Source organism: Herbiconiux sp. 11R-BC, from assembly GCF_049472555.1.
Lineage (GTDB): Bacteria > Actinomycetota > Actinomycetes > Actinomycetales > Microbacteriaceae > Herbiconiux.
Genome location: NZ_JBCEBO010000003.1, coordinates 404,323 through 429,978 on the forward strand (window position 1 = coordinate 404,323; position 25,656 = coordinate 429,978).

Annotated in this window: 26 protein-coding genes and 1 tRNA gene; 16 read left to right on the forward strand and 11 right to left on the reverse strand. The window is 71.4% G+C overall.

The genetic code is table 11. From position 1 onward, the window contains the following. Positions 1–16: 16 nt before the first annotated feature. Positions 17–93, forward strand: a tRNA-Leu gene (locus tag VD659_RS10435). Positions 94–120: 27 nt separating this feature from the next. Here the strand turns inward: VD659_RS10435 and VD659_RS10440 are convergent. Both VD659_RS10440 and VD659_RS10445 read right to left on the reverse strand, forming a co-directional pair. After that, entirely contained in the window at positions 121–351 is a 231-nt protein-coding gene (locus VD659_RS10440) for a hypothetical protein (RefSeq protein ID WP_423261023.1), read from the reverse strand. Positions 352–558: 207 nt separating this feature from the next. After that, positions 559–984: a MarR family winged helix-turn-helix transcriptional regulator gene (locus VD659_RS10445; protein WP_423261024.1), complete on the reverse strand. Its 426-nt coding sequence runs from the start codon at positions 982–984 to the stop codon at positions 559–561. Positions 985–1,040: 56 nt separating this feature from the next. Between VD659_RS10445 and VD659_RS10450 the strand changes: the two genes are divergently transcribed. Next, positions 1,041–1,412, forward strand: a complete 372-nt coding sequence (locus VD659_RS10450; protein WP_423261026.1) for a VOC family protein — start codon at positions 1,041–1,043, stop codon at positions 1,410–1,412. Between the two features lie 128 nt (positions 1,413–1,540). Next, a complete protein-coding gene (locus tag VD659_RS10455; protein ID WP_423261027.1) occupies positions 1,541–1,903 on the forward strand; it encodes a hypothetical protein in 363 nt (120 codons plus the stop codon). Between the two features lie 48 nt (positions 1,904–1,951). Here VD659_RS10455 and VD659_RS10460 read toward each other — a convergent pair whose 3' ends face one another. From VD659_RS10460 to VD659_RS10495, 8 genes are all read right to left on the reverse strand, one after another. After that, positions 1,952–3,376: an FtsX-like permease family protein gene (locus VD659_RS10460; protein WP_423261028.1), complete on the reverse strand. Its 1,425-nt coding sequence runs from the start codon at positions 3,374–3,376 to the stop codon at positions 1,952–1,954. Beyond that, positions 3,373–4,131 carry an ABC transporter ATP-binding protein gene (locus VD659_RS10465; RefSeq protein WP_423261029.1) on the reverse strand — a complete coding sequence of 253 codons (759 nt, stop codon included), beginning with the start codon at positions 4,129–4,131 and terminating at the stop codon, positions 3,373–3,375. Before VD659_RS10465 ends, VD659_RS10460 begins: the two co-directional genes overlap by 4 nt. 136 nt (positions 4,132–4,267) lie before the next feature. After that, complete coding sequence (locus VD659_RS10470; RefSeq protein ID WP_423261030.1) at positions 4,268–4,933, reverse strand: response regulator; 666 nt, start codon at positions 4,931–4,933, stop codon at positions 4,268–4,270. Further along, the gene (locus tag VD659_RS10475) at positions 4,930–6,195 is read right to left on the reverse strand and encodes a histidine kinase (RefSeq protein WP_423261031.1); all 1,266 of its coding nucleotides are present in this window, start codon (positions 6,193–6,195) and stop codon (positions 4,930–4,932) included. Before VD659_RS10475 ends, VD659_RS10470 begins: the two co-directional genes overlap by 4 nt. Before the next feature lie 10 nt (positions 6,196–6,205). After that, positions 6,206–6,340, reverse strand: coding sequence for a hypothetical protein (locus tag VD659_RS10480; protein WP_423261032.1), 135 nt, complete (start codon positions 6,338–6,340; stop codon positions 6,206–6,208). 94 nt (positions 6,341–6,434) lie between these two features. Next, positions 6,435–6,674, reverse strand: coding sequence for a hypothetical protein (locus VD659_RS10485; RefSeq protein WP_423261033.1), 240 nt, complete (start codon positions 6,672–6,674; stop codon positions 6,435–6,437). Positions 6,675–6,770: 96 nt separating this feature from the next. Then, on the reverse strand, positions 6,771–7,310 hold the full coding sequence (locus tag VD659_RS10490; RefSeq protein WP_423261098.1) for a flavin reductase family protein: 540 nt from the start codon (positions 7,308–7,310) through the stop codon (positions 6,771–6,773). Positions 7,311–7,474: 164 nt separating this feature from the next. Beyond that, on the reverse strand, positions 7,475–9,829 hold the full coding sequence (locus VD659_RS10495; protein ID WP_423261034.1) for an Ig-like domain-containing protein: 2,355 nt from the start codon (positions 9,827–9,829) through the stop codon (positions 7,475–7,477). Between the two features lie 163 nt (positions 9,830–9,992). On the opposite strand from VD659_RS10495, the gene VD659_RS10500 reads away from it, so the two are divergent. From VD659_RS10500 to VD659_RS10530, 7 genes are all read left to right on the forward strand, one after another. After that, a complete protein-coding gene (locus tag VD659_RS10500; protein WP_423261035.1) occupies positions 9,993–10,673 on the forward strand; it encodes a TetR/AcrR family transcriptional regulator in 681 nt (226 codons plus the stop codon). Beyond that, complete coding sequence (locus VD659_RS10505) at positions 10,670–11,938, forward strand: MFS transporter (RefSeq protein WP_423261036.1); 1,269 nt, start codon at positions 10,670–10,672, stop codon at positions 11,936–11,938. Before VD659_RS10500 ends, VD659_RS10505 begins: the two co-directional genes overlap by 4 nt. Further along, on the forward strand, positions 11,935–13,173 hold the full coding sequence (locus VD659_RS10510) for an alanine racemase (protein ID WP_423261037.1): 1,239 nt from the start codon (positions 11,935–11,937) through the stop codon (positions 13,171–13,173). Before VD659_RS10505 ends, VD659_RS10510 begins: the two co-directional genes overlap by 4 nt. Next, a complete protein-coding gene (locus VD659_RS10515; protein ID WP_423261038.1) occupies positions 13,170–14,483 on the forward strand; it encodes a D-arabinono-1,4-lactone oxidase in 1,314 nt (437 codons plus the stop codon). Before VD659_RS10510 ends, VD659_RS10515 begins: the two co-directional genes overlap by 4 nt. A gap of 3 nt (positions 14,484–14,486) precedes the next feature. Continuing rightward, positions 14,487–15,932 carry a glycoside hydrolase family 1 protein gene (locus VD659_RS10520; RefSeq protein WP_423261039.1) on the forward strand — a complete coding sequence of 482 codons (1,446 nt, stop codon included), beginning with the start codon at positions 14,487–14,489 and terminating at the stop codon, positions 15,930–15,932. A gap of 190 nt (positions 15,933–16,122) precedes the next feature. Beyond that, positions 16,123–16,689 carry a LemA family protein gene (locus VD659_RS10525; protein WP_137837467.1) on the forward strand — a complete coding sequence of 189 codons (567 nt, stop codon included), beginning with the start codon at positions 16,123–16,125 and terminating at the stop codon, positions 16,687–16,689. A gap of 43 nt (positions 16,690–16,732) precedes the next feature. Continuing rightward, a complete protein-coding gene (locus VD659_RS10530; RefSeq protein ID WP_423261040.1) occupies positions 16,733–17,605 on the forward strand; it encodes a M48 family metalloprotease in 873 nt (290 codons plus the stop codon). A gap of 8 nt (positions 17,606–17,613) precedes the next feature. On the opposite strand, the gene VD659_RS10535 is transcribed toward VD659_RS10530, so the two are convergent. After that, positions 17,614–18,807 (reverse strand): winged helix-turn-helix domain-containing protein, encoded by a 1,194-nt coding sequence (locus VD659_RS10535; RefSeq protein WP_423261041.1) that lies wholly within the window; start codon positions 18,805–18,807, stop codon positions 17,614–17,616. Between the two features lie 176 nt (positions 18,808–18,983). Between VD659_RS10535 and VD659_RS10540 the strand changes: the two genes are divergently transcribed. From VD659_RS10540 to ilvA, 6 genes are all read left to right on the forward strand, one after another. Further along, positions 18,984–20,132 (forward strand): extracellular solute-binding protein, encoded by a 1,149-nt coding sequence (locus tag VD659_RS10540; RefSeq protein ID WP_137837470.1) that lies wholly within the window; start codon positions 18,984–18,986, stop codon positions 20,130–20,132. 25 nt (positions 20,133–20,157) lie between these two features. Continuing rightward, positions 20,158–21,096 (forward strand): ABC transporter permease, encoded by a 939-nt coding sequence (locus VD659_RS10545; protein ID WP_423261042.1) that lies wholly within the window; start codon positions 20,158–20,160, stop codon positions 21,094–21,096. Next, positions 21,084–22,007, forward strand: coding sequence for an ABC transporter permease (locus tag VD659_RS10550; RefSeq protein WP_423261043.1), 924 nt, complete (start codon positions 21,084–21,086; stop codon positions 22,005–22,007). Before VD659_RS10545 ends, VD659_RS10550 begins: the two co-directional genes overlap by 13 nt. Beyond that, entirely contained in the window at positions 22,004–23,101 is a 1,098-nt protein-coding gene (locus tag VD659_RS10555; protein WP_423261044.1) for an ABC transporter ATP-binding protein, read from the forward strand. The genes VD659_RS10550 and VD659_RS10555 overlap by 4 nt, the downstream gene beginning before the upstream one ends. Before the next feature lie 88 nt (positions 23,102–23,189). Beyond that, positions 23,190–24,407, forward strand: a complete 1,218-nt coding sequence (locus VD659_RS10560; RefSeq protein ID WP_423261045.1) for an AI-2E family transporter — start codon at positions 23,190–23,192, stop codon at positions 24,405–24,407. Next, a complete protein-coding gene (gene ilvA / locus VD659_RS10565) occupies positions 24,400–25,644 on the forward strand; it encodes a threonine ammonia-lyase (protein ID WP_423261046.1) in 1,245 nt (414 codons plus the stop codon). Before VD659_RS10560 ends, ilvA begins: the two co-directional genes overlap by 8 nt. Positions 25,645–25,656: the final 12 nt, after the last annotated feature.

The window sequence follows — 25,656 nt, forward strand, 5'->3', positions numbered from 1 at the left end:
CGACGGGCGCACCCGGGCCCCCATAGCCCAATCGGCAGAGGCAGGCGACTTAAAATCGTCCCAGTCTGGGTTCGAGTCCCAGTGGGGGTACCAATTGCTCGGTGCGCAGTCCGCCGACGTCTACCCGCCGAGGTACCGGCGGAGGATGATCTCCTGGGTCTTGAAATGGTGCCGCACCCGCACCATGGTGTAACCGGCGTCGCGTAGCCGCTCCGCCGTGCCCTTCGTGAGGCGCTCGTCGGCGGTGGGCGTCGTCCAGCCGCCGGCTCCGGCGTAGACCCCGACGATCTTGGGGCGTGCGCTGGCGGAGTGGAACTTGTGCTTGCCGTAGTCGGTGACACTGTCTGGCATCTGGCCTCCACGATGGCGGCCGAGCCGGAGAGCACAGTGATCTGTCATCACTCCGGCCCGGCGTTGGGTGGCCGACGCGGGGCGGGGAACGACGCGCGTGCGGCACGCCCCACAGTAGGTGCGGGAGTGCCGATCACCTAGGTTTCTGAACGAATTGCGGGCGTGCATCCAGCGTTCCTGTGCCGAGCCGTCGGACGGCTCGTGAACTCACTCGGCGAGTGAGTCCACGCACGCCGCGAGGCCCCGGGCGAGGGCCGCGCTGTCGCCGGGGGTCAGGGCGGAGAGCATCCGCTGCTCCACGGCGTCGACGAGCGCCTGGGCGGCGTCGAGGGCGGCATCGCCGGCGGGCGTCAGAACGGCGGGCAGGGCGCGGCCGCTGTCGGCCTGGGCCGGCCGGGTGACGAGTTCTCGGTCGATCAGCTGCTGCAGCATCACGTTCATCGACTGTCGCGTCACGAAGGTGCGCCGCGCGAGAGCCGCGGCCGAGATGCCGGGTTCGAGGCGAAGCCGGTAGAGGCAGGAGTAGTGGGACACCGTCAGGTCGAGAGGCTTCAGCGCCTCGTCCATGCGCAGGTGCAGCAGCGACTGCGCGTGCTTCAGCAGGTAGCCGAGCTGCGGTGAGGAGTTGCTCATGTCAGTATCCTCACATACAATCGAATGTAAGGAAACTGACATAAAGGAGAACCATCGTGAGTGTGACCGGCCCCGACTTCATCGCCCTGCAGGTGCGCGACCTCGAGAAGGCGGCGGGCTTCTACGAGGAGGTCGTCGGGCTCACCCGGGCACCCTTCTCGCCGCCGCACGCCGTCGTCTTCGACACCCAGCCGACCTTCGCCGTGCGCGAGCCCGCTCCGGGTGTCGATCTGGATGCCGGCCCCGCGGGTCTCGGCATCGCGCTCTGGCTGCACGACCCGGATGCCGTGGCGCTGCACGCCACGGTCGCCGCGGCGGGGGCCGTGATCGTCCAGCCACCCTTCGAGGGTCCGTTCGGCACCACCTTCGTCTTCCAGGACCTCGACGGCTACCTCGTGACCGTGCACGACCGCGCCACACGCGGCTGACGCCGCGGCGGGCTTCTCCGAAGCTGCTCGAACACGCGACGCCCGAAGTGACCCACCCGACAAGGTTTGCGCCGGGGTGGTGCTCTTCGGCCTCCGGCGACGTACCGTTGATCCGACGGAGGAGGCCGATGTCGCATCCACACCTGACGACGGTGGCCGTGCTCGACGCGGATGCCCGTGAGCTGCGCGCGAAGACCGCCGCCCTCGTGCGCAGCCCCGGCGTCGACATCCGCATCTCCGCCGGCTCGCTCGGAGAGCTGCTGACCGATCCGGCGTTCCCCACCGAGGTCGTCATCCTGCAGCAGCGTGCGGGGGAGCGGGTCTCGGTGAACTACAAGATCCGCGTGTGCCGGCTGGCCGACGCGCGCGTGATCGTGATCGCCGGCACCGACGCGGAGGGGGCGGTGTCCGCCGACGCCCGCGTGCTGAGCAGCTCCGTCGTGGACTTCGCCGACGCGCTTGCCCTGGTCACGGATCCTCACCCCGAGTGACCCGCTCGCCACGGCCTGGCGCCCGGTTCTGCGGCAGCCGGCGGCCCGTCAGTCGATCGCGAGCGCCCGCACGGGCGAGACCCGCACGGCCGAGCGGGCGGGCACGGCCGACGACACCACGGCCAGCAGCACTGCGCCGGCGGCGATGGCGCCGATGATCCAGAGCGGCACGGTGGGCGGGAAGAGGCCGCCGATGTGGTGGTCGCTCCCGATGGCCGCGAGCGCACCGGCCCAACCGTAGACAATGCCGAACACGAGCCCGGTGACCCCGCCCACGACGGTCAGCTGGATGCTCTCGGCGAGCACCATGCGCCGCACCTGCGCTTTCGTGAAGCCGAGCGCCCGCAGCAGCCCGATCTCGCGCCGGCGCTGGAGCACGCTGAGCGAGAGGGAGTTCACGAGGCCGATGGCCGCGATCACGAGCGAGAAGCCGATGAGCACGGCGAGGATGCCGGTGGTCAGCTGCAGGAAGGCGGCGTCGGAGGCCGCCTCGGCCGGGTCGGCCGCCGCGGCGACCGGACCGGTCTGCGCGAGGAAGGACTGCCCCGCCACCGAGAACATGGTGATGAGGGTGACGCCGATCACGAGCCCGACCGTGGAGCGCGACGAACGCGCCGGGTACCGCAGGGCGTTCGCGCTCGCGAGCACACTGGGCGTCGAGGAGCCGGTGAGGCGCCCGGCCGCCCGCAGCAGCACGGGGATGACGGACGAGGAACCGAGCACGAAGCCCACGAAGCTGAGGGCCCCGCCGGGGGCGGCGAGGAGGAGGCCGAGCGGCGACTTCAGGCCGATCACGACTCCCGCGACGAGCAGCACGACGCCGCCGACGGTGGCCACGACCACGAGGGTGCGCAGGCGCCGGGGCATCTCCGAGGCGCTCACCGGCGCCGGTTCCTGCATCTGGCCGGTGGCTTCGATCGGCGATACCGCGAGCACGCGGCGTGAGCCGTACCACGCCGCTCCCGTGGTGCTGACGACGCCCACGACGACCGGGGCCGCCAGCAACGGCGAGAACAGCTCGATCGGGGTGTCCACGAAGGTTCCGGATGCGACGAGCGCCGCGTACGTCACCGCCGTCACGACGAGCCCGAGCCCGAGCCCGGCCACCGAGCCCACGAGGCCCACGGCGGCCCCCTCGATCGCGATCGCGCCGCGCAGCGTGCGGGCGGAAGCGCCGAGCAGGCGCATCAGGGCGATGTGGCGTGCCCGCCCCGCCATGATGATGCCGAAGGTGTTGGCGGTCACGATGCACGCCACGAACACCGCCACGAAGAAGAACAGCGCGTCGAGCACGTCGAGCAGCAGCCGCACGAAGCCGTGCTGCATGAAGCCGGCGGTGAGGGTCTGCAGGCGCAGCACCATGTCCATCTCGATCATCATCGTCGCGAACACCGAGGTGATGATCGCCACGAGCAGGCTCGAGGTGTGCTGGCGACCGCGGTGACGCAGCTCCCGCAGGGCGAGCGCGATCACGACCGCACCTCGAGGTCGAGGATGATGTCGGAGAGCGTCTTCGGGTCGCTCGCCGGCACGTCGCGGGCGAGGGTCCCGTCGGCGATGAAGATCACCCGATCGGCGTGCGACGCGGCCACCGGGTCGTGCGTGACGAGGATGACGGTCTGCTGGTACTCGCGGGTCAGGTCGCGGAGCAGGGTGAGCACCTCACGGCTCGATCGGGAGTCGAGATTCCCGGTGGGCTCGTCGGCGAAGATCAGCTGCGGCCTCATGGCGAGGGCACGGGCGATCGCCACGCGCTGCTGCTGGCCGCCGGAGAGCTCGTGCGGGCGGCGCTGCTCGAGTGCGCCCAGGCCGAGGCGGGCGAGCAGCTCGTGGATCCAGGCGGACTCGGTGTCGGTGAGCTTGCGTCCGTCGAGCTCGAACGGCAGCGTCACGTTGCCGAACACCGAGAGGGTGGGCACGAGGTTGAAGGCCTGGAAGACGAAGCCGAGGCTGCGGCGGCGCAGCAGGGTGAGGGCGTCGTCGTCGAGGTGGGTGATGTCGACGTCGCCGATCAGCACGGTGCCGGTGCTGGCCGAGTCGAGGCCGGCGAACACGTGCATGAGGGTCGATTTGCCCGATCCGCTCGGCCCCATGATGGCGGTGAGGCTGCCCGCCCGGATGTCCAGATCGACGTCGTGCAGGGCCACGGTGGCCGAATCGCCGGCGCCGTAGGTCTTGCCCACCCCTCGGGCTCGGGCGGCGATGGTGCGGATGGCGGTGTCGCTCATGGGGTCTCCCTCGATGTCGGTGCTTCGACACTAGGGAGCGGGAGCGGTTCGCCGAATCGCCCGGACGGGCGAACTCCGGCGTACATCGCTCGGATGACAGCAGGGGCCGCGGCGCGCATCCGGCCCCCGCCCGGGATCAGGAGACGAGCCGGTTCTGGTAGGCGAAGATCACGAGCTGCACGCGATCGCGCAGCTCGAGCTTGCCGAGGATGCGGCTGACGTGCGTCTTCACGGTCGCTTCGCTCACGACGAGCCGGCCTGCGATCTCGGCGTTGCTGAGCCCCTGGGCGAGCAGGGCGAAGAGGTCGCGTTCCCTCGGGGTGAGCGGTTCGAGCGGGTCGTCTCCTTCGCCGGCCGTGCGCTCGCGCGGCTCGGCGAAGCGGCGCACGAGACCCGCGGTGGCGCGCGGCGCGATCACGGCGCTGCCGGAGTGCACGGTGCGGATGGCCGCGAGCAGGAACTCGGGCTCGGCCGACTTCAGCAGGAATCCGCTCGCGCCGGCCTCGATGGCCTGGAAGGTCTTGTCGTCGAGGTCGAAGGTCGTGAGCACGAGGAAGCGGGTCGTGGCGCCGCCGCGCTGCACGATCTGCCGGATGGCGTCGATGCCGCCCAGCCGGGGCATCTCGAGGTCCATGAGCACCACGTCCACGGGTTCACGAGCGGTGAGCTCGACGGCCTCGAGCCCGTCGGAGGCCTCCCAGGCCACGGTGAGGTCGGGCTGCGAGCCCACCACCATGGCGATGCCCGCGCGGAACAGCGGCTGGTCGTCGGTGAGCCCGACGCGGATCGCCTCGGCGCTCATCGGGTGCCGTCCGGCGCGCGGTAGGGCAGTCGGGCCGAGACCGTGAAGCCGGGGTCGGCGCCCGGTCTCGGGCCGGTGTCGACCGAGCCGTCGAGCAGGCGCATCCGCTCGCTCATGCCGATGAGGCCCTGACCGGCCGAGGCCGTGGTCGCCGCCGCGGTCAGGGACGAATGCCGGACCGAGGTGTTCCTGGCCCCTTCAGCGGGAGCCGCGGCCAGCGGCGCGACGCGACGCGTGGACTCGGTGGTGACCACCCCGAAACGCACCTCGTCGGCGCCCCACTCGATCCACACCTCGGCCCGGGTTCCCGGGCCTCCGTGCTTGATCGCGTTGGTGAGCGACTCCTGCAGCACGCGGTACATCGCGAGCTCGTGCGCCCCGGAGAGCGCGACCGGCTCTCCGGTCACGGCCAGCGACACCGCGAGCCCGGCATCCCCGACGCTCGCGAGCAACTGCTCGAGGTCGGCGCTCGTGACCGCCGGACGGCGGGCATCGCTCGGTTCGCGGAGCACGCTGAGCAGCTCGTGAACGTCGTCGAGGGCGGCTCGCGCGGCGCGGTTGATGGTCTCGAGTGCCGTGCTCTCCGCGTGCGGGTCGTTCGCCTTCGCGTAGCGAGCGCCGTCGGACTGCGCGATGACCACGGCCAGCGCGTGCCCGATGAGGTCGTGCATCTCGCGGCTGAGCAGGGCCCGCTCCTTCTCCTGGATGAGCGCGGCTTCGGCGAGGATGCGCTCGCGGTCGCGCTCCTGCCGCTGCCGGGCGGCGGCCTGACGGTTGCGCACGAGCACACCCAGGGCCCAGAACAGGATGAGCGCCGCCGCCACCACGCCACTCACGATCGCGAAGGGCACCCCCCGCGCGGAGGGGTCGGTCACGAGGAAGGCGGCGTCGCTCGAGGTGGGCGCGAACAGCACGAGCCGCGCGCCGGCGATCGCGCCGCCGACGATGCCCGACACCACGCCCGCCACACGCACGGGCCGGCTGCGGGCGAGCCCGGTGGCGAACACGGCGACGAGGATCAGCAGGTCGCCCACCAGCAGGCCGCCGAAGGTGAGTACCTGCACGAGGGCGCCCAGCCAGGCGATCGCGAGTCCGAGGCCTGGCAGCCGTCGCCAGAACACCACCGAGACGGCCAAGACCACCGTGATGAGGGCGCCGCGCGCGCCGTCGCGCAGAAGGTCGGCGAGCCCGAAGAGGATCAGCGCGATACCGCCGATCGCGAGGTCGGCGATCCGCGGATGCTGTTCGAACCAGGCCCACACGAGCGTCACTCTACCGGCGCAGGCCGCCGTGATCCCGGGCCCGGATCATCCGGCCGAGCACCACGGCGACGCCGACGGAGCTCGCGAGCCAGAACGCGGCGAAGGGGATGCCGTACTTCAGCAGTTCGTGGGTCAGCTCGTGCATGGCGCATCCGTTCCTCGGCTCGGGGCGCCGGGGAGCGCCGCCACCGACCACGCTACGCAGAGTGGATGCGCGCGGCATCACCCGATCGGATGACCTATCGCGTACGCCGGACGGCTGAGGCGCCCGCCGCGGCGGCCAGCTCGGTGAACCAGCGACGGCTGGCCTCGAGCGAGGTGCAGAGCCGGTCTGCGCGCACCTGGCCATAGCGGCCGGCCTCGAACACGAGCCGCTCGCGCACCCAGCCGAGGGGCACGGCGTGGTCGTCGCTGTGGTCGCGCACGAGCCAGTAGTCGCTCTCGATGCGTTCGAAACGGATATCACGGGACTGGGTCATGGTGGAACTCCGGGCATCCCCCCGGTCGGGCACCGGGGTTGTTCACCAGTGTGCGCCTCGAGACCTTCGGAGTATGTCCCCTTTTCGGGGGCTTATCTACTGGATCTTGGAGTGTTCGCCGAGGCGGTGCCAGGTGCGGTTGTGGTACACCAGCGGTTCGGCTTCGGAGGCGTCGGCCGAGGGGTCGCCCGCGGGCGGTGCCTTCGTCTGCAGGGCCTGCACGGCGACGACGGTCGAGCCGCCCGCCTCCATCTTGTTCACCACCCGGCCGCGGATCCAGGCGTGCGCGGCGGGGAAGTAGGGCTCACCCGTGGGCAGCCGTTCCCAGATGGAGGTGTCGGCGAAGCGGTCGATGCCGCTCGTGGCGCCGAGTTTCGCGATGTCGAGCTGGCCGGCGCCGAGCAGGTGCACCACGACGGTGTCGGCCTTGCGGATGGTCGGCGTGCTCGAGGAGAGCTCTGAGACGGAGAAGACGAGCAGCGGCGGTTCGGCGCTCACCGAGAACACCGAGGTCGCGGTGAGCGCGACCGGACCGTCTCCGGCGTCGGCCGTGATGACCGCGACCCCGGCGGGGTGGTTGCGGAACGCCGCCTTGAACTCGTCGGGGCTCACGCTCTCGGCGCTCGGGTGCGCCACGAGGTTGTTCTCGTGGTGTTCGCTCCCGCGGTCGAATTCGTGGTGGTTCGGGAAAGCCGGTGCGCCTGTCACCCTTCGATACTAAGTCGGTTCCCGGCCCACTCCGCCCCACGGCGTAACCTGCGTAACACGCTCTTAATACCTGCGGAGACGGTTGCTCCGTGTCAGCGGGCGTGCTCCTCGTCGTCGGCGAGGTAGCGCTGCCACACCCAGGCCGAGACGCTCACGGCCGCGAAGGCCGCCGTCGCGATGCCGAGCGCCAGCAGGGCTCCGCCGGTGCCCGCGGTGAGGGTGGGCACGAAGAGCATCGCGAGCGCCGTGAACGAGGCGATGGTGAGCAGGGTCCAGGTGGCCGGCGACCAGTCGAGCAGGCTGCGGCCGGGGGCACGGCCCACCGGCAGCAGCAATGCCGAGCTCGCGCCGAACGAGGCGAGCACCACTACGTGCAGCAGCTCGGCGAGCGCGGCGCCCCAGACGTCGCTCGACGCCGGATCCACGCCGAGCGCCCCCGAGGCGAGCCACGCCGCGGCGCCGAGAACGAGCAGGCAGAGCACCTGCACGGTGGCGAGGGCTCCGCGGGCGCTGCGTGCGGCGGTTTCCGCGACCACGAGTCCGGCCACCAGTCCGAAGACCAGCGCCGGGTCGAGATCGGCCAGACGCGAGAACAGCGCGAGGACCGCCGAGACCAGCAAGAGGGCGGGCCGGATGCGCGGGGCCGCGACCACACCGAGCGTGACTTTCGCGAGAGCTGCGGGAACGACCGTCGCCACCGCGTTCACGATGGCGAGTCCGGCCACCACCGCCAGGAACAGCCGCAGGTAGGCGGGCTGGCTCTCGACGGGTCCGGAGAGGGTCACGAGAGCCGCCGAGGCGAGCACGACCGCGACCGTGGTGACGACCGGACTGATGTGGATCTCCGGGGCCTGGTCGTATTCCTGGCGGCGGCGATTGCGGCCCAGCAGCGACGCCGCCAGTCCGACCCGTGCGCCGCCGCTCGGGGTCTCCCGGGGAGCGAGTTCGCGCACGGTGCCGGCGAGCAACCGGGCCGGAAGGGCGATCCCCACCAGGGCGACAGCCCCGAGCACGAGCGCGAGCCACCAGAGAGCGCCGGCGCCGGTGCCGAAGGCGGGCTGCAGTGCCGCGGTGAATCGGGTAGCGTCCGACCAGCTTCCGGGGGCGACCGGGCTGCCGCCGGCCGCGGGCGGGGCGGCCCCGCCGGGGGGCGACGGCGCCGACGGGCTGGACGGCTCCGCTCCGCCGCCCGGCGTCGAGCCGTCGCCCGTCGCCGGCGGGCCGGGTGCGGCCGGGTCGGAGCCGGCGGACGGGGAGGCGGGGGCGGTGGGGCCGGCCGGCGCCGTCGTCGGGCCCGAGGGCGTGGTCGGCGTCGCGGTCGAGGCATCCTGGAACAGCATCGTCAGAGGGCCCGACTGCACGCTCACGTTGCCCGCGGCATCCTGTTGCAGCACGGCGAGCGAATAGCTTCCCGCCGGCACGGCGGCCGCGGCGCACGACCACGAGCCGTTGCTCACGGCGACCTGGCAGATCGTGTAGGCGCCGGCGAACACCGAGACGGTGGCGCCGTCCTCGCCGGTGCCGCGGAAGGTCGAGCCCGAGGTGGGGAGCGTGGTGCCCGATTGCGGCGAGAGCAGCACGGGAGCCGCCGGCACCGTCACGTCGACGCGGATGGCGACGGCGTCGCTCGCCGGCGATGCTCCGCTGCTCCACGGGGTGCTCTGGGTGGCCGAGACCAGGTAGTCGCCGTCGGTGATGCCGCCGCCCAGCGGGCACGACCAGGCTCCGGAGGCGTCGGCCGTGCCGCTGCAGGCGAAGGAGCCCGCGGTGGCCGTGACGGTGGCGCCGGCGAAGCCCGTTCCCTGAACGACGGCGTTGGTGAGGGGTCCGCGGGGTCCGCCCGTCACCACCGGGGCGTTGAGCACGCGCACGGTGACCGAAGCCTCCTGCTGCGGCGAGCCGGACACGAGCTGCACTGCGCGGATGACGGTCGAGGCCGAGCTCGCGAGCCCTGTCGTCGCACAACTCCAGTCGCCCGAGTCGCCGGGCGTCACGATGCACAGCGGCTCCGACGACCCGCCGGCGAGCACTTGCACGGAGCTGCCGGGCTCTCCCGTGCCCGTGACGGTGACCGTGCCGGCGAGTTGCGCGCCGCCGGCGGGGGAGAGGATGACCGGGGCGGCGGGCTCTGCCGGCGGCGTCGGCGAGGAGCCCCCGGGGTCGGTCGACGGTGCCGGTGCCGGTGCTGCGGGAGCCTCCGAGGGCGCCGGAGTGGGCGCGGGCGCGGCGGCGATCGGGGAGGCGCTCGCCGAAGCGGCGCCTGCGCCGCCCACCGCGGCGAGGCCGCCCGCGAAGAGGGCCGCGGCGAAGAGGAGGGCCGCGACGAGCCGGGCGGGAGAGCCGGCTCGTGCGCCCGAGTCGGGCCGTGAGCGGTCGAGGGTTCGCCACTCGACGCCGTCGCCGACTCGCGACGGCGTTCGTTCCCACCCCTTGCGCGATCCCGACACCTCCCACCATTTACGCCGATGCCCCGCGTTCCGCGCCACCCCCGCCCCGGCGTTTCGGATGAAATTCGGAGCCGGGCGTGTACAGATCGGCTCCGTTACGGCATACTGACGCAACTGGGTCAGATGACCCACTCCATCGTCCCGAGGCACGCGAAGGGGGAGCATGGCGCGCATGCCCGTGGCCGAGCGCCGCAGCATCCTGCTCTCCGCCGCCTTCGCGGTCATCTCTCGCCAGGGCGTGAGCCGTGCCACCACCCGGGCCATCGTCGACGAGGCGGGCATGAAGCTCGCGAGCTTCCACTACGCCTTCGAGTCGCGCGAGGAGCTGCTCGCCCAGCTCGTCGACGTGGTGGTCGGCAACCAAGAGGTGGTGCTCGCCCTCCCCGCCGAAGCCGGCACCGATCTCGAGCGCCTGCTCGAACTGGGCCTGCTGCGCTACTTCGAGCAGGTGCGCGAGAACCCGCTGCGCGAACGCGCGATGTTCGAACTCACCCAGTACTCCATGCGCACGCCTTCGATGCAGGGCTTCGCCGAGCGTCAGTACGCCCGCTACCGCGAACTGGCCGTGGCGTCGCTTCGGGAGGCCGCCGACCGCACCGGATGCTCGTGGCGGGTGCCCCTGCCCGAGCTCGCGGCCGACCTGGTGGCCCTCACCGACGGCATCACGCTCGCCTGGCTCGCCGACGGCGACGACGGGCGCGCGCGCCGCACCATCGCCTTCGCCGCGCGCGCCCTGGCTGCGGAGGGCGTGCATCCGCCGCCCGCCGCCGCCCCGACAGACCCCACCTCACGCACCACCCTCACCGGCACCACCCCCACGACCCGCAGAGGAGAAGCGTCATGACCACAGAACGCGAGGAGGCCGCCCCGGGCGTGTTCTCGGAGCCCGTGCGCCGGGTCGGAGGGCTGTGGATCGCCCTGTTCGGCGCCTCCTGGCTCGGCATCTGGATGGCGCAGCTCACCCCGGTGCAGCTGCTGCTGCCACTGCAGGTCGAGCAGCGCCTCGGAGCGGCGAGCTGGACCGACAACGTGGTGGCCTTCGGCGTGATCTCGGCGATCGCCGGCGTCTTCGCCCTCGTGACCTTCCCCGTCACCGGCGCCCTCTCCGACCGCACCACCTCGCGCTTCGGCCGTCGCCGCCCCTGGATCGCGGGCGGTGCCGTGCTCTTCGCGCTCGCGCTCTTCCTCCTCGGCTTCCAGGTCGACCTGCTCGGCATCGGCGTGTTCTGGACGCTCGCGATCATCGGCTTCTGCGTGCTCTCGGCCGCCCTGACCGCCAGCATCTCCGACCAGGTGCCGGTCGATCAGCGCGGCTTCGTCTCGAGCTGGATCTCGGCACCGCAGGCCGTCGGCCTCATCCTCGGCGTGCTGCTGGCCACCACCCTCTTCACCGGCCAGTTCCTGGGCTACACCGCGGTGGCCGTGCTCCTGCTGCTGCTCGTCGGCCCGTTCTGCCTGTGGATGCCGGATGCGCGACTGCGGCCCGAGGACCGGCCGCCGCTCACCCTGCGCGCGCTCGTCGAGAGCATGTGGGTGAGCCCGCGCGCGCATCCGGATTTCGGCTGGACGCTGCTCAGCCGCATCCTCGTCAACATCGGCAACGCGCTCGGCACCACGCTGCTGCTCTACTTCCTGATGTACGGCCTCAACGACCCGACCGCCGAAGACGACCTGCTCGTGCTGATCGTCATCTACACGATCTTCGTGGTGGTGGCCTCGATCAGCGCCGGTGCGCTCTCCGACAAGCTGCGGCGCCGCCGGGTGTTCGTGCTCGTCGCCGCCGTGCTGCAGGCCGTGGCGGCGCTGCTGCTCGCCTTCGTGCCCGACCTCACGGTCACGATGGTGGGCGCCGCCCTGCTCGGCCTCGGCTACGGCTGCTTCCTCTCGGTCGACCAGGCGCTCGCCACCCAGGTGCTGCCCGACCCCGCCTCCCGCGGAAAAGACCTCGGCATCATGAACATCGCCACGGCCGTGCCGCAGGCGATCGCGCCCCTGCTCGGCGCTTTCGTGGTCGCCCTGCTCGGCGGCTTCCCCGCCCTGTTCCTGCTCTCGGCGATCTTCGGTTTCGCCGGAGCGTTCGCCGTCTCGCGCGTGAGGAGCGTCCGATGACCCTCGACCTGTCCCGCACCCCCGCCAACCCCGGCGCCTGGCGCGACGGCCAGCGCTACTGGCGCGGCCTCACCGAGGCCACGGCCGACCGCGAGCCGCCCGTGGCCGTGATCGGCCTCGAGGCGCTCGTGCACAACGCCCGCGACATGCTCGGGCGGGCCGGCGGCATGCCCATCCGGGTGGCGAGCAAGTCCATCCGGGTGCGGGCGGTGCAGGATGCGGTGCTCGCGCTGCCGGGATACGCCGGCGTGCTCGCCTACACGCTGCCCGAGGCGCTCTGGCTGGCCGAGACGGTCACCGACGTGGTGGTGGGGTATCCGAGCGTCGACCGCGCCGCCATCCGTGCGCTCGCCGCCGACGAGACGCTGGCCGCGCGCGTGACCCTCATGATCGACTCGGTCGAGCACCTCGACCTCATCGACGCCGCCATCGCGCCCGGCGCGCGGCCGGCGCTCCGCGTGGCCATCGAGCTCGACGCCTCCTACACCGCCCCGGGTCTCGGCCGGCTCGGCGTCTGGCGTTCGCCGATCTCCACGGTCTCGCAGGCCGAGGCGCTCGCGCACGCCGTGGTCTCGCGCCCCGGCTTCGCGCTCGTGGGCATGATGGCCTACGAGTCGCAGATCGCGGGCGTCGGCAATCGCCCGGCGGGTAAGCCGGCGATGGGCCGGGTGATCGACTGGATGCAGTCCCGCTCGGTCGCCGAGCTCGCCGAGCGGCGCGGCGCGGTGGTGGCGGCGGTGCGGCGGATCGCCGAGCTCGAGTTCGTGAACGGCGGCGGCACCGGGTCGCTCGAGAGCACGAGCGCCGACCCCTCTGTCACCGAGGTGGCGGCCGGCAGCGGGCTCTTCGGCGGGCACCTGTTCGACACCTACTCGCGCTTCGCCCCGGCGCCGGCGGCCGCGTTCGCGCTGCCGGTGGTGCGCAAGCCCCGGCCCGAGATGGCGACGCTGCTGGGCGGCGGCTGGGTCGCATCCGGGCCGCCCGCCGCCGACCGGCTGCCCGAGATCGTGTGGCCCCGCAACACCAGGATGCAGGCGCGCGAGATGGCCGGCGAGGTGCAGACGCCCCTCTCGGGCCGTGGTGCTGCGGCGCTGCGCACGGGCGACCGGGTGTGGCTCCGGCACACCAAGTCGGGCGAGCTCTCCGAGCACGTGAACGAGTTCTGCGTGGTCGAGGACGAGAAGGTGATCGACGTGGTGCCGAGCTACCGCGGTGAAGGGAAGGCGTTCCTGTGACGGCGGCGAACGGCGTGTGGCGCAACTGGGCGCGCACCGAGACGGTGAAACCGGTGCGGGTGGAGCGGCCCTCCTCGATCGGGGCGGTGCAGCGGTCCGTGCGGGCCGCGGCACGCACCGGCCTGCGGGTGAAGGCGGTGGGCGCCGGCCACAGCTTCACCGGTATCGCCGTGGCCACCGGGGTGCTGCTCGAGCTCGACGAGCTGAGCGGCATCGTCGCCGTCGACCGCGAACGGATGCGCGTCACGCTCCTCGGCGGAACGCGCCTGTTCGAGCTGCCGCGGCTGCTGAAACCGCACGGGCTCGCCATGGAGAACATGGGCGACATCGACCGGCAGTCGATCTCGGGCGCGATCTCCACCGGCACCCACGGCACCGGCCGCGACTTCGGCGGCATCTCCACGCAGGTGGTGGGGCTCACGCTCGTCACTGCCGACGGCGAACTGCTCACGATCGACGAGAACCAGAACGCCGAGCTCCTCCCGGCGGCGGCCGTGGGGCTCGGGGCCTTGGGCATCATCGTGGAGGTCACCCTCCAGTGCGTGCCGGCCTTCGTGCTCGAGGCCGTCGAGCGGCCGCTGCCGCTGGCGGAGGTGATCGGCGACCTCGACGGCCACATCGGCGGCGCCGACCACTTCGAGTTCTACTGGTTCCCGGGCACCCGCACGGCCGTCACCAAGACGAACACGCGGGCCGCGGCATCCGTCACGCGCCGGCCGCTCACCCGGCGCCAGGTGTTCGTCGACGACACCTTCCTGGCCAACGGCGTCTACCGGGTCACCTGCGCCGCCGGGGCCGTGGTGCCCGCGATCGTGCCGAGCGTCAACGCGCTCGCCGAGCGGCTCTGGTCGAACCGCTCCTTCTCCGACCACTCGCACAAGGTGTTCACCACCAAGCGCACCGTGCGGTTCCGTGAGATGGAGTACGCCGTGCCGGCGGCGGACGTGCCGGTCGTGCTCACCGAGATCGACGAGCTGATCGAGTCGCGCGGCTGGAGGATCTCGTTCCCGATCGAGGTGCGCAACGCGCGCGCCGACGACCTCTGGCTCTCGACCGCCTCCGGCCGGGCCAGCGGCTACATCGCCGTGCACCGCTACTTTCGCGAGAGCCACACGGAATACTTCGAGGCCGTCGAGGAGATCATGGCCCGGCACGCCGGGCGGCCGCACTGGGGCAAGCTGCACACGCTCGACGCCGCCGCGCTCGGAGCGCTCTATCCGAGGCACGCCGACTTCGTGGCCCTGCGTGACAGACTCGACCCGGCGCGGATGTTCTCCAACGCCTACCTCGACCGAGTGCTGGGAGCCTGAACCATGCCCGCCATGTCCCCGGAGGAGCGCCGCGAGTTCGCGCGCGACCTCGGCGGCCGTCTGCCGGCGGGCTTCGTGCTCGGCGCCGCGACGAGCGCCTTCCAGATCGAGGGGGCCACCCACGAGGGAGGCCGCGGGGAGTCGGTGTGGGATGCCTTCACCACCCAGCCCGGCCGCATCCTCGACGGGTCGACGGCCGATCGCGCCACCGACCACTTCCATCGCACGACCGAGGACGTGGCGCTGCTGCACGACCTCGGCGTGGACTCCTACCGCTTCTCGTTCGCCTGGCCGCGGCTGCAGCCGGAGGGCAAGGGCGCGCTGCGCGCATCCGGGGTCGAGTTCTACGAGCGGCTGCTCGACCAGCTCGCCGCCGCCGGCATCGACACGATGGCCACCCTCTTCCACTGGGACACCCCGAACGAGCTGCGCGGGGGCTGGTTCGCGCGCGACACCGCGCTGCGCTTCGGAGACTTCGCGCACGCGATGGGGGAGCGCTTCGGCGACCGCATCGGCCGCTGGGTCACCGTCAACGAGCCGGCCACGGTGACGCTCGACGGCTATGCGCTCGGCGTGCACGCCCCGGGCGCCACCCGCCTGTTCAACTCGCTGCCCGCCGCGCACCACCAGTTGCTCGGCCACGGGCTCTCCGTGCAGGCGCTGCGGGCGGCCGGCGTGCAGGGCGGTATCGGCATCGTCAACGTGCACTCGCCCGTCGTGCCGGCCACCGGCTCGGAGGCCGATGCGGCCTTCGCCGAGCTGTTCGACCTGCTGCACAACCGCGTCTTCGCCGACCCGGTGCTGCTCGGGCACTACCCGGCGCCGCCCGAGGGCTTCGAGGCGCTGTTCTCGGCGCTCGCCGAGGTCGACCCGGCCGACCTCGCGGTGATCTCCGAGAAGCTCGACTTCTACGGCCTCAACTACTACGCGCCGACGAAGATCGCGGCGGGCTCCGGCGGGAGCGCCACCCCTGACGGCTCCTCCGACGCGATGGCGTCGCTGCCCTTCCACCTGGCACCCTGGCCGGAGTTCCCGCGCACGGGCTTCGGCTGGCCGATCGCGCCCGAGTTCCTCGGCACGGCGCTCGACGAGCTGGCCACGCGCTACGGCTCGCTGCTGCCGCCCGTGTTCATCACCGAGAACGGCGCGAGCTTCGCGGATGCGGTCGAGCTCGACCCCGAGACCGGCGAACCCCACGTGCACGACGGCTCCCGCATCGACTACCTCGCGGCCCACCTCGACGCCGCCGTGGGCGCGGTGACCGGCGGCGGCCCGGCCTCGGCCATCTCGCTGCGCGGCTACTACGTCTGGTCGCTCCTGGACAACTGGGAGTGGGCCGCCGGCTTCACCCAGCGCTTCGGCCTCGTGCACGTCGACTTCGACGACTTCACCCGCACCCCCAAAGACTCCTACGCCTGGCTGCGCCTCGTCGCCGAGTCGCGCACCTGACTCCACCCACCCCCACTCCCCAAACGACGGAGTCTCGACCCGATTCACGCGAACGACGGATCTCCACTCCGTCGTCGGCATACACCTCCGTCGTCTCGGCGCACGCGGGCCATCGTGCGGCGGCCGCGGGATGCTGTGAGGACGCCTGCATCCCCGTGATCGACGGGCGTCGGGTCGATATACTCAGCGCATGGAATGGCTCATCCCGGTAATCATCGTCGTCGTTCTGGTGCTCATCGTCGGCATCTACCTGTGGGCGACTTACAACTCCCTCGTCACCCTCAATGTGCGCGTCGACGAGGCCTGGAGCGACATCACGGTGCAGCTGAAGCGCCGAGCCGACCTGCTGCCCAACCTGATCGAGTCGGTCAAGGGCTACGCGGCGCATGAGAAGGGCGTGTTCGAGAACGTCACCAAGGCGCGCGCCGAGACACTGAGCGCCCAGGGCCCGGCCGAGGCCTCCGTGGCCGAGAACCACATGCAGACCGCCCTGAAGAGCATCTTCGCGGTGGCCGAGGCCTACCCGCAGCTCCAGGCGAGCCAGAACTTCCTGCAGCTGCAGGCCGAGATCGTCGACACCGAAGACAAGGTGCAGGCCTCCCGTCGCTTCTACAACGGCGGTGTGCGCGAGCTGAACACCAAGATCAAGGTGTTCCCCAACAACATCTTCGCCCGCAACCTCGGCTTCACCGAGCGCGAGTTCTTCGAGGTCTCCGACGTCGCCGCCATCGCGGAGCCGCCGCGCGTGCAGTTCTGACCCGCACGCCGATCAACGACACCCGAGCAGCTAGAACGGCTCCATGTACAGCGCCATAGCCAAGAACAAGCGCAACACCGTCATCATCATCGCCTTGTTCCTGCTGATCATCGGCGGGCTCGGCTACCTCGCCAGCATCATCTACCGCAGCTGGTCGATCGTCATCATCACGCTCATCGTCGCGATCGCCTACGCCCTCATCCAGTACTTCGCCGCCAGCGGCCAGGCCCTGGCCATGAGCGGCGCCCGTGAGATCCAGAAGCGCGACAACCCGCGGCTCTGGCGGGTGGTCGAGAACCTGTCGATCACCACCGGCACCCCGATGCCCAAGGTCTACGTCATCGACGACCCGGCGCCGAACGCCTTCGCCACCGGCCGAGACCCGCAGCACGCCATCGTGGCCGCCACCACCGGCCTCCTCGACCTCATGGACGACGCCGAGCTCGAGGGCGTCATGGCCCACGAGATCGGCCACGTGCGCAACTACGACATCCGCGTCTCGATGATCGTGTTCGGGCTGGTGGTGGCCGTGGGCTTCATCGCCGACATGTTCCTGCGCATGGCCTTCTTCGGCCGCAACAACAACAACCAGAACCCGATCGTGCTCGTGTTCGGTCTCGTCGCCATCATCGTCGCCCCGATCGTGGCCACCGTGGTGCAGCTCGCCGTCTCCCGCCAGCGCGAATACCTCGCGGATGCGACGGGCGCCATGACCACCCGCCACCCGGATGCGCTCGCCAGCGCCCTCGAGAAGCTCGGCGCCTACGGGCGCCCGCTGCAGAAGCAGTCCACCTCGATGGCCCACATGTGGATCGCCGACCCGAACAAGCCCGGCATCATGGACCGCCTCTTCGCGACCCACCCGCCGATCCCCGACCGCGTGAAGCGCCTCCACGAAATGGGCGGCAGCTTCTAGCCCTCCGCTCAGGCCCGCCTGAGTTCGGCGGCCAGCGCGGGCGCGAGGGTGCCGGGGCCGGCCACCACGATCTCACCGGGCAGGCCCTGCCAGGCGGCCGCCTCCCGCACGAGTTGGGCGATCCGCGGCACGTCGTCGGCCACGAGGCCGGGCTCCGCCCAGGCCGCCTGCACGCGCAGCACGCCGTTCTGGCGATCGCTCTTCAGGTCGAGGCGGGCCGGGATGCGATCGTCGATCAGCACGGGCAGCACGTAGTAGCCGTAGACACGCTTGGGCTGCGGGGTGTAGATCTCGATGCGGTAGTGGAAGTCGAACATCCGCAGCGCCCGCTCGCGCTCCCACACCACGGGGTCGAACGGGGAGAGCAGCGCCGCGGTCTCCAGACGGCGGGGGAGCCGCGCATCGCGGTGCAGCCACGCCTTCTTCTTCCAGCCGGGAACCGTCACCGGCAGCAGCTCGCCGTCCTCCTCGAGCGCGGCGATGGCGGGCAGCGCATCCACTGTCTTCAGCCGGAAGTAGTCGGCCAGGTCGCTCGCCGTGCCCACCCCGTGGGCGCGCGCCGAGATCGACATCAGCTGGCGTACGGCGTCGGTCCGTGGCACCTCCGTGTTCAGCACGGCCTCGGGCAGCACCTGCTCGGGCAGCCCGTAGACCCGCTCGAAGCGCACCCGCCCGGCCGACACCACGTCGCCCTGCCGGAACAACGTCTCGAGCCCGCGCTTCATGTCGGACCAGCCCCACCACGGCCCCTGCCTCCGGTTGGACTCGTGCTCGATCTCGCTCGCCCGCATGGGGCCCTTCTCGGCCAGCTCGGCGAGGAGCCAGGCCAGGGTCTCGGGGTTCGACGCCCCCCAGGAATCCGGATGCGCGGCGTAGTAGTCGCGGTAGTCGCCCTTGCGCCAGGCCATCAGCGGCAGCGTCTCGATCGGCAAAAAAGAGGCCTCGTGCGCCCAGAACTCGGTGACGGTCTTGCCGTAGGTGAGCTTGTCGAGCAGCGCCTTGTCATAGTGGCCGAGCCGGGCGAAGACCGGCTGGTAGTGGCTGCGTTCGTAGACGTTCACGGAGTCGATCTGCAGCAGTCCGAGCCGCTTCAGCAGCAGCCCGAACTGCCGGGTGCTGGCCGTGTTCGCCGGAGGCCGCCCGAACCCCTGCGCGGCGAGGGCCACGCGGCGCGCCAGAGCGGGGGAGAGAGTGTCGACCACGACTACGACCCTACCCAGAGCATCCGACACCGACCGCCGACGCTCGTCACTTCTCGTTCATCCCCCATTCAGGGGCCAGACGGATGCCCGCCCGGTCGGCTGCCTACTGTCCCGGTTGTCGGCACAACGGCGTCGAACTGCCCGCACACAGCGCGGGCGGCCCGCGGGCCGACTCCATGGAGGACATCGTGTTCACGAAGCGCATCGCGACGGCCGGCATCGCCGCCGCCGTGGCACTCACCCTGGGGCTGGCCGGATGCTCGTCCGCGTCGACCGCCTCGTCGACCTCGGGCGCCGCCGACGCGGCCACCGCCACCAACCTCGACGCGTTCGGCGGTCTGGCCGGGCTCGAGGCCGCGGCCAAGGCCGAAGGCGCCCTCAACGTCATCGCGCTCCCGCGCGACTGGGCCAACTACGGAGCCGTGCTCGACGCCTTCGCCGCGAAGTACCCCGACATCACCATCAACGAGGCCACCCCCGACGCCTCGAGCGCCGAGGAGATCCAGGCGGCCAAGAACCTCGCGGGTCAGGACACGGCCCCCGACGTCTTCGACGTGGGCGCCGCGGTCGCGCTCGCCAACACCGACCAGTTCGCGCCCTACCAGGTGGCCACCTGGTCGGACATCCCGGATGCGCTCAAGGAGGCCAGCGGCCTCTGGGTGGGCGACTACGGCGGATACATGGCCATCGGCTACGACCCCGCCGCCGTGCCCGCGCCCACAAGCCTGAAGGACCTGCTCGGCTCGGCCTACAAGGGCAAGATCGCCATCAACGGCGACCCGACGCAGGCCGGAGCGGCCTTCGCCGCCGTCGGCATGGCCGCCGTGCAGAACGGCGGATCGGTCGACGACTTCCAGCCCGGCATCGACTTCTTCTCCGAGCTGAACAAGGCGGGCAACTTCCTCAAGATCGACCCGACCCCCGCCACGATCGCCTCGGGCGAGACCCCCGTCGTCTTCGACTGGGACTACCTCAACGTCGGCTACGGAAAGGGCCTCCAGGGTCAGCGCGACTGGAAGGTCGTTCTGCTCCCCGGAACGGGCTACGCCGGCTACTACAACCAGGCCGTGAGCAAGGATGCGCCGCACCCGGCCGCCGCCCGCCTCTGGCAGGAGTTCCTCTACAGCGACGAGGCGCAGAACCTCTGGCTCGCCGGTGGGGCACGCCCCGTGCGCGCCGACGCCATGGCCGCCGCGGGCACGATCGACAAGACGCTGTTCGCCGCGCTGCCGGCCAGCCCGGACAAGACCGTGGTGCCCGACGCCGCACAGGCCGCCGCCGCATCCGCTCTGCTCGGCCAGAAGTGGGCGGCCGCGGTTCAGTAGGCTCCGGCCTCCTGACGCGAACGACATGACCGACACCCTCCGTCCGGTCGCGGGTGCACAGGGCTCCGGGGCGGCAACACCGCCCCGGAGCCCTCGGGCGCGCCCTCGCTTCTCCTCGCTGCTCTCGGGCAGCGTCCTCGGGCTCATCCCGTTCACGGCCTACATCGTGCTGTTCCTGGCGCTGCCGACCGTGATCGCGCTGGTCACCGGCTTCGTCGACAAGCACGGAGCCTTCACCGTCGACAACCTCACGGCTCTCGGCGACCCGGTGATCCTCCGCACCTTCGGCAACTCGCTCTGGCTCTCGGCGCTCACCGCCGTGATCGGCGCCCTCCTCGGGGCCCTGTTCTGCTACGCCCTGCTCGGTGCGAAGCCCACCGGGGTGCTGCGCTCGATCGTGGATGCGGCCAGCGGCGTTCTCGCCCAGTTCGGCGGCGTGATGCTCGCCTTCGCCTTCGTGGCGACCATCGGCATCCAGGGCATGATCACGGTCTGGCTGCGCACCAGCTTCGGTGTCGACATCTTCGCCGACGGCGTGTGGCTCTACGACACCCCGGGGCTGATCCTGCCCTACATCTACTTCCAGGTTCCGCTGATGATCATCACCTTCTCGCCCGCCCTGGAGAGCCTGAAGCCGCAGTGGGCCGAGGCGAACGCGATGCTCGGCGGCGGCATCCTGAGCTACTGGCGGCACATCGGTGTGCCGGTGCTGCTGCCCTCGTTCTTCGGATGCCTGCTGCTGCTCTTCGCGAACGCCTTCTCCTCGTTCGCCACGGCGGCTGCGCTCACGAGCCAGGGCTCGCAGATCGTGCCGCTGCAGATCCGGGCGGCGCTCACGAGCGAGACCGTGCTCGGGCGCGAGAACCTCGCCGGTGCGCTCGCGCTCGGCATGATCGTCGTGATGGTGGTCGTGATGACGGTCTACTCCCTGCTCATGCGCCGGGCCGCGCGGTGGCAGCGATGAGCCGCCCGCAGGCCGCCGGCCGGGCCGGCGCCGCCCGTCTGCGCACCGTGCATCCCGGCCCCGGCCGCGTCGCCCGCTGGGTGATCGTGGCCGTCATCGGAGCGCTCTTCCTGGTGCCGATCGTCGCGATGGTCGAGTTCACCCTCCGCAAGGGCGTCGACGGCGGCCACGACTTCGCGCGCTGGGCCACGGTGTTCGGCGGCGGGCTCACGCCCGAGTTCAAGCCCATCTTCACGGGGCTCGGCAACTCGCTGCTGCTCGCGGTGGTGACGGTGCTGGTGATGCTGGTGCTGCTCGTTCCCACCATGGTGCTCGTTCGCATCCGGTTCCCTCAGCTGCAGCGGGTGCTCGAGTTCCTCTGCCTGCTGCCCATCACGATCCCGGCGATCGTGCTCGTGGTGGGGCTCGCGCCGGTGTACTCGGTCGTGTCGAAGATGTTCGGCAGCGGGGTCTGGACGCTCGCCTTCGCCTATGGCGTGATCGTGCTGCCCTACGCCTACCGCTCCATCCAGGCGAACCTGGTGGCGGTCGACGTCGTGACGCTCAGCGAGGCGGCACGCTCGCTCGGGGCCGGCTGGCTCACCATCCTGTTCACGGTGGTGGTGCCGAACATCCGCCGGGGTCTGCTCGCCGCCTCGTTCATCTCGGTGGCCGTGGTGCTCGGCGAGTTCACCATCGCGGCGCTGCTGAACCGGGTGAACCTCCAGACGGCGCTGCTCGTGGTCAACAAGGCCGACCCCTTCATCGCGGTGATCTTCGCTCTGCTCGCCCTGCTCTTCGCCTTCGTGCTGCTGCTCGCCATCGGCTTCATCGGCGGGGGAGGGCGGCCGGGGCGCCGCTCGCGCCGTCGCGCCGCCGCATCCGCTCTCCCGCCGGTGGCACCGGCTTCCACTCCGAAAGGCTCCGCATGACGCAGACCATCTCTCCGGCCGGCACCGCCTCGGGCTCCCCGGGCCGCCAGGCGGGCGCGCGCGTCGAGCTGCGCGGCATCGTGAAGGAGTTCGGCGGCGGCCAGCGCGCGCTCGACGGCATCGACCTCGTGATCGAGCCGGGGGAGTTCGTGGCGCTGCTCGGGCCCTCGGGGTGCGGCAAGACCACCGCACTGCGCGTGCTCGCGGGGCTCGAAGCGGCCTCGGGCGGCACCGTGCTCATCGACGACGCCGACGTCTCGGGCCTGCCGGCGCGCAAGCGTGACATCGGCATGGTGTTCCAGTCGTACTCGCTCTTCCCGCACATGACGGCTCTGGCGAACGTCGAGTTCGGTCTGCGGATGCGCCGGGTCCCTGCGGCGGACCGCCGCTCCCGGGCCGCCGCCGCCCTCGAGATGGTGGGCCTCGCCGACTTCGGCGCCCGCTACGCCCACGAGCTCTCGGGTGGCCAGCAGCAGCGGGTGGCGCTCGCCCGGGCGCTCGTCACGGAGCCGCGGGTGCTGCTGCTCGACGAGCCGCTCTCGGCTCTGGATGCGCGGGTGCGGGTGCAGCTGCGCGACGAGATCAGGCGCATCCAGCAGGACTTCGGCATCACCACGGTCTTCGTCACGCACGACCAGGAGGAGGCCCTCGCGGTCGCCGACCGGGTGGCCGTGATGCGGGCCGGCACGATCGAGCAGATCGGTGCTCCTGAAGAGCTCTACGCCCGGGCGAAGACGCCGTTCGTGGCCGAGTTCGTCGGCCTCAGCAACCGTCTGCGCGGCACCGTCTCGGGCGGCCGGGTGACGGTGTGCGGCGTCACGCTGCCGCTCATCGACCAGGCGGTCCCCGCGGGGGAGGTGGTGGCCTTCGTGCGGCCGGAAGACCTGCGGTTCGCCGAGCAGGGCGTACCCGTCGAGGTGGTGTCGACGAGTTTCCTCGGCTCCATCCGGCGCACGGCGGTGGCGCTCGAGGACGGCACCGTGGTGTCGGTGCAGCACGCGCCGGGCTTCGTGCCGTCCGTCGATGCCCGCTTGTTCCTGCAGTTCGATCCGGCGCCGGTGGCCGTCAAGGCGTGGGTGCCCGCCGGCCGCTGACGGCCGCGCCGACGGGCATCCCGGCGGCGCCGCTGGGAGATTCGGACGCATGCGGGCGGGCGCATACGTCCGTCCATAGAATTGAGGCATGTCAGAGACCGGCACGACCAGGCGATCCGCTGACGACTCGGTGCCGCTCGGCATGAGGATCGCCGGTGCCTGGTCCTGGCGCATCCTCGTTCTCGTCGCCGCGCTGGCCGTGTTCGGGTTCCTCGTGGTGCAGCTGCGGCTGCTCATCATCCCGGTGCTGGTGGCCGTGGTGCTCTCGGCCCTGCTCGTGCCGTTCAAGAACTTCCTGGTGCGGCACCGGTGGCCCCGCTGGGCGGCCATCGCCACCGCCGAGCTCGGCACCATCGTGGTGGTGGCGGGGCTGCTGTTCCTGGTGGTGACGCAGGTCTACTCCGGGTTCGACGATCTGCGCAACCAGTCGATCACCTCCTTCAACGATCTCAAGGCCTTCCTGGCGAGTTCGCCGCTGCAGGTCTCCGAAGCCGACTTCAACAACTACGTCTCGCAGATCTGGACCTCGATCCAGCAGGACAGCTCGGCCCTCATCTCCGGCGCCGCCGCGGTCGGCTCGAGCGTCGGTCACGTGCTCACGGGCGTGCTGCTGACCCTGTTCTCGACGCTCTTCATCCTCATCGACGGCAAGCGCATCTGGGCCTGGCTCGTGCACGTGTTCCCGCGGCGCGCCCGGGCCGCGGTCGATGGCGCCGGGCGCACCGGCTGGGCGACGCTGCAGAGCTTCGTGAAGGTGCAGATCCTGGTCGCCTCGATCGACGCGGTCGGCATCGCCGTCGGCGCGGCGATCCTCGGGGTGCCGCTCGCCATCCCGATCGGCGTGCTCGTGTTCCTGGGCTCGTTCATCCCGATCATCGGCGCCGTCGTGACCGGCGCTGTGGCCGTGTTCATCGCCCTCGTCTACAACGGCTGGGTGATCGCCCTCATCATGCTCGGCGTGGTGCTGCTCGTGCAGCAGGTGGAGGGGCACATCCTGCAGCCGCTCGTGATGGGAACGGCCGTCAAGGTGCATCCGCTGGCCGTCGTGCTGGCCGTCGCGGGCGGGTCGATGGTGGCGGGCATCCCCGGGGCGTTCTTCGCCGTTCCGTTCGTGGCCACGCTCAACGTGATGATCAACTACGTCGCCGGCGGAGCCTGGCGCACCGCGCCGCCCGACCCCGCATCGCCGCCCGACCCCGCATCGCCGCCCGTCTCCGCATCGCCGCCCGGCGACGGCTCGGAGCCCCCGAGCGCGACGTCGACCACCCCACCGTCACCCGAGAAGGAACTGCCCACCGATGCCTGATTCCGACACCGTTTTCGCCGGCCCCACCCTGGCCGAGATCGAGGGTGCGCGGGCGCGCGTCTCCGCCGTGGCGCAGGTCACGCCGATGCAGAGCTCGCGCTACCTCGCCGAGGTGCTCGGCACCCCGGTGTACATGAAGTGCGAGAACCTGCAGCGCACCGGGTCGTACAAGATCCGCGGTGCCTACAACCGGATCTCGAGCCTCAGCGACGCCGAGAAGGAGCGCGGTGTCGTGGCCGCCTCGGCAGGCAACCACGCCCAGGGCGTCGCCTTCGCGGCGCGCGAGCTCGGCATCAAGGCCACCATCTTCATGCCGATCGGCGTCCCGCTGCCGAAGCTGCAGGCCACCAAGCACTACGGGGCCGACGTCATCCTGCGTGGGCACAGCGTCGAGGAGGCGCTGCGTGCCGCGGCCGAGTTCGCGGCGTCCACCGGGGCCGTCGTCATCCCGCCGTTCGACCACCGCGACGTCATCATGGGGCAGGCCACCATCGGCCTCGAGATCCTCGACCAGGTTCCGGATGCCGACACCGTCGTCGTTCCCATCGGCGGCGGCGGTCTCATCGCCGGCATCGCGAGCGCGGTGAAGCAGCGTGCGGCGGCCGAGGGTCGCTCGATCCGCGTCGTCGGCGTGCAGGCGGCCAATGCGGCGGCCTATCCGCCCTCGCTGGCCGCGGGGGAGCCGGTCGAGATCGTCACCTCACCCACGATCGCCGACGGCATCCACGTCTCCAAGCCCGGCATCCTGAACTTCGAGATCATCTCGAGCCTCGTCGACGAGGTCGTGACCGTCACCGAGGCCGACATCACCCGAGCGCTGCTGATGCTGCTCGAGCGCGCGAAGCAGGTCGTCGAGCCGGCCGGCGCGGTGGCCGTGGCCGCCGTGCTCGCGGGGCTCGTGAAGAACTCGGGCACCACCGTGGTGATGCTCTCCGGCGGCAACATCGACCCGCTGCTCATGCAGCGCGTCATCAGCCACGGTCTCGCCGCCTCCGACCGCTACCTGAAGCTGCGCATCATGCTGCCCGACCGCCCCGGACAGCTCGCCCGCACCGCCGAGCTCGTGGCCGAGGCGAACGCGAACGTGGTCGAGGTGCAGCACACCCGGCACGGCCGAGGGCTGCAGATCAGCCAGGTGGAGCTCGAGCTGCACATCGAGACCCGCGGGCCCGACCACCGCGACCAGGTCATCGCGAAGCTCCGCGACGCCGGCTACGAGCTCCGCGTCGAGCAGTAGCCCTCCTCGCGA